Below are 3,203 nucleotides of genomic sequence, written 5' to 3'. Positions count from 1 at the left end.
TATCCCCCATCCCGGCACCAAGAAAATCAATATTTCCCCGGTCACGCGCAGCAGCGTTGCTGTCAGCCAGCCCATCACGGAACGTTTTTAACTGTTCAGCAATGTTTTTCTGATCGATAAGCGCAGCATTGTGCAGAAGGGTTTCTTTTTTAGCTTGCTCAAGAGAGGCTAACTCACCCTGCGTGACCTGGTATTTTACTTTAGCCAGTTCGGTATTCTGGCTTCCCAAAGCAATTTGTTCTTCCTGCTGTTTAATAAGACGCTTGTAAACATCTTCTGTCTTCTCAGCGGCTTTTAATTCTTCGCTTTTTGGCGCTTTCCGGGTGGGTTTATTGGATTCATTATTTCTCCACTCAGCAATTCCATTATTAATTAATTCCTGCCTGCCTGTCTGGTGCTGAGGATCACTAGTCAATCCCAAATCGTCGGCGGCAAAACCAAGTCTGGCTAACTCTTTTGCCTCGCCCTTAAGTTTCGATAATGCTAAATCTCGGCGACTTTTCTCAAGAGCATTCGTTTGTTGTGATGTTAAGTCAGCCTGAGGCATCCGCATTGGAACGTTAACTAAGCCCTGCCGTTCCATTAAAAGCTGGTTTCCTAATCCAAGCAATTGGTTAAATCTACTATGCTCACCGTTCATCATTAAAAGAGATTGATAGGTTTGTTCTTGTGCAGTAGAAATTCTTGTAAGTTGGTCTGCTCGCCGCCTTTCTAGGCTAACCAATACATCCTGTATGGAATTAGACTGATTTTGCATCTCGTTCAATCTTTCTTGCTCTACAGAAAGTTGAGTAGTTGAAGCAGATAATTCTTTTGTTACATCATCAATACTAGTTAAGTGGTTTATCATAAAACCACCGCTAGTTGTTGGGCCGGGATTTGCTAGAATATACTGATACCCGGAAATTTCTTCTTTTAATGATTTAATTTTACTAATTTGTTCTGATACTAATCGATTTTGCTCATTAAGTGACTTGCGTGTTTTATCTAAATTATCAGATGATTCTGGCAAGCTCATTGATGTGATATTATTTTTTACCTCTTGAATATTTTTGGCGTATTCCTGCGCTGATCTTCTTGCTTGTTCCTGGCTTTGGTAAACTGCATACCATGCTCCAGCACCCAGCATAACTAACCCAGGTACACCACCGATCAGGCCAAGGGCGCCGCTCATTAAGCGGGTACCGACAGAGGTAACGCTGTTAAGATTATTTTGAGCAGAAACCCGGCCTGCAATATTACGACTAAGAGCGGACTGAGCTGCAGCCAATTTTCTTTCTGCAACAGCCTGTGCATCGGCATTTTTCGCAGCCACAAGCCCGGCCTGAGCTCGCTCCAGAGCGGTTCGTGCTCGTACTTTTTCTGTAGCTGTCCCGGTGGCAAGTGCTGTAGTCAATCGCCCATGTGCCGCGGTAACCCTTGATTCTGCGGCCGCAACCCTCTCCTGTTGAGCCGCCTGAATATCTGCACTTTTCGCACTTTGAAGGGCCTGCTGGGCCCGGTAAACTGCGGCGCGGGAGGCGGCAACAGAAGATTGCGCGGCTTTTTCCTGGGCTACTGCAAGAGCTACCTCAGATTTTGCGGCTGAAATAAGTGCGCCAGTAGCACTGCTTGCGCTGGTAACAATCCCGCCAAGATACCGTGCTAATCCAATCCCAACCAGACCACCTGCTGCGGTGGTAACCAGTGACATATTATCTGCTACGTCACTGAGGGCCCCGCTGACAGCGGATGATGTAAGAGAATCCAGGGTCTTTGCCAACCCATCAAGGCCACCAGAAAGTGCATCTGTCGCGCCAGTCGCCTGGTTCACCCCACCAACCCATGCCATAAAGGAGTTAGTGACTTTTTGCATTGAACCGGAAACTGTCGGCGGTAGCGAGGAAAACTCCCCCTGTAACACACCTAACTGACTGATTAAAGCTGGTACGACTTTATCTATCGTGAGTTGCCCCTGATCCGCCATTGCTTTAAGGTCTTTTCGGGCAACCCCCATACCAGCAGCCAAGGCACGGATAACACGATCCCCAGATTCGTTAACTGCATTAAACTCCTCGCCACGCAAAACACCTTGAGCAAGAGCCTGGCTAAACTGGGTAATAACAGAGCCGGCCTCTTCAGAACTAGCACCGGATAGTTTAAGTCCTGTTGATACCGCTTCGGTGATTTTGATTACTTCATCTGAGCTGTAGCCAAATTCACGCATGGATGCAGCTGCACGCGAAAATAGATTGGCGTTATCGGTAAAAGCCGTACCAGTACTTTGACTGATCGCCATTAAACGAGTCTGAGATAGAGTGAAATCGTTTGAGGAAACTGAGGCCTGTTTAAGCCTTGCGTTCACGGAGTTCCACTGGTCAGCAATTTGAACTAATTTACCAGTAGCAAATGCAGCTGCTGCTGCCGTGGCGGCCCGACCAGCAGAAGCAAATCCATCCGTTAATTCGGAAAGAGCCTTTTGGCTTTCCTTTGCTGCGACTGCGGCCTGACGACCACCGTTCTGCATGGTTTTATAATAATCCTGCCCCATGCGTGAAGCGCGGGCGATCTCTGTCTGAAATGACTGAGAGTTTGCTGAGACCTTAATAATAAGTTCACGCAGGGTTGCCATTTATTTTTCTCCTGAAATAAAAAGACCTCGCTAAGGCGAGGTCTTTTTGAGGATTTAACTTATTGACAGAAAAGTTTATATTTTTCTAATGCGTTACTATCGCTATCACTTACGATGGTTACTGGCCCGTTATTTTTAAGCTTACCGCTTTCCGTTTCTATAAATACAAAGTATTCTTTTCTTCCTGTATATCCACCATAAGAATTTCTTGCATTAACATTCCCACATACGTATCCATCATTGTCGCCAACCTTGTGATAAAAAGATTCAAACTTAGCGCTATCAGGATCTTTCAGTGATTCTCTAACAACGGCTTCCCCAATAGAAATAAAATCTTTTTCAGATGGCTTGCATGCATTAATTAAAGGAATGCAAACAATCATAATTAGTATTTTCTTCATAATCCCCCCTTTGTGGTTCACAGTAGGGGATCCTAAACCGTCGCGTATGTATTGTCACTGAGAAGCCGCGAGCAAAGCGGCCTCTAATCCGGCAAATGGATCGCCACTGTCGATTACCTCATCCTCTTCTGTGCTCCACTTGAGTTGAGCATCTTCGATGGTGACTTTACCGCCCTGCGCCCCGTACATCG

The 3,203-nt window shown here is 46.0% G+C and carries 2 protein-coding genes and 1 pseudogene; all 3 read right to left on the bottom strand.

All coding sequences use genetic code 11. From position 1 onward, the window contains the following. Positions 1–2,611: phage tail tape measure protein (locus HMPREF3178_RS08425; protein ID WP_070585121.1), on the bottom strand; the 2,611-nt coding region annotated here is incomplete at its 3' end. A gap of 59 nt (positions 2,612–2,670) precedes the next feature. After that, entirely contained in the window at positions 2,671–3,012 is a 342-nt protein-coding gene (locus HMPREF3178_RS08420) for a hypothetical protein (protein ID WP_049100202.1), read from the bottom strand. Positions 3,013–3,066: 54 nt separating this feature from the next. Beyond that, positions 3,067–3,203: pseudogene (locus HMPREF3178_RS31635) on the bottom strand (phage tail protein); the annotation flags it as partial.

Origin of the sequence: Klebsiella sp. HMSC09D12 (assembly GCF_001808475.1) — a bacterium.
In the GTDB taxonomy this organism is placed as follows: Bacteria; Pseudomonadota; Gammaproteobacteria; order Enterobacterales; family Enterobacteriaceae; genus Klebsiella; species Klebsiella oxytoca.
This window is presented reverse-complemented; position numbering and strand designations above follow the sequence as displayed.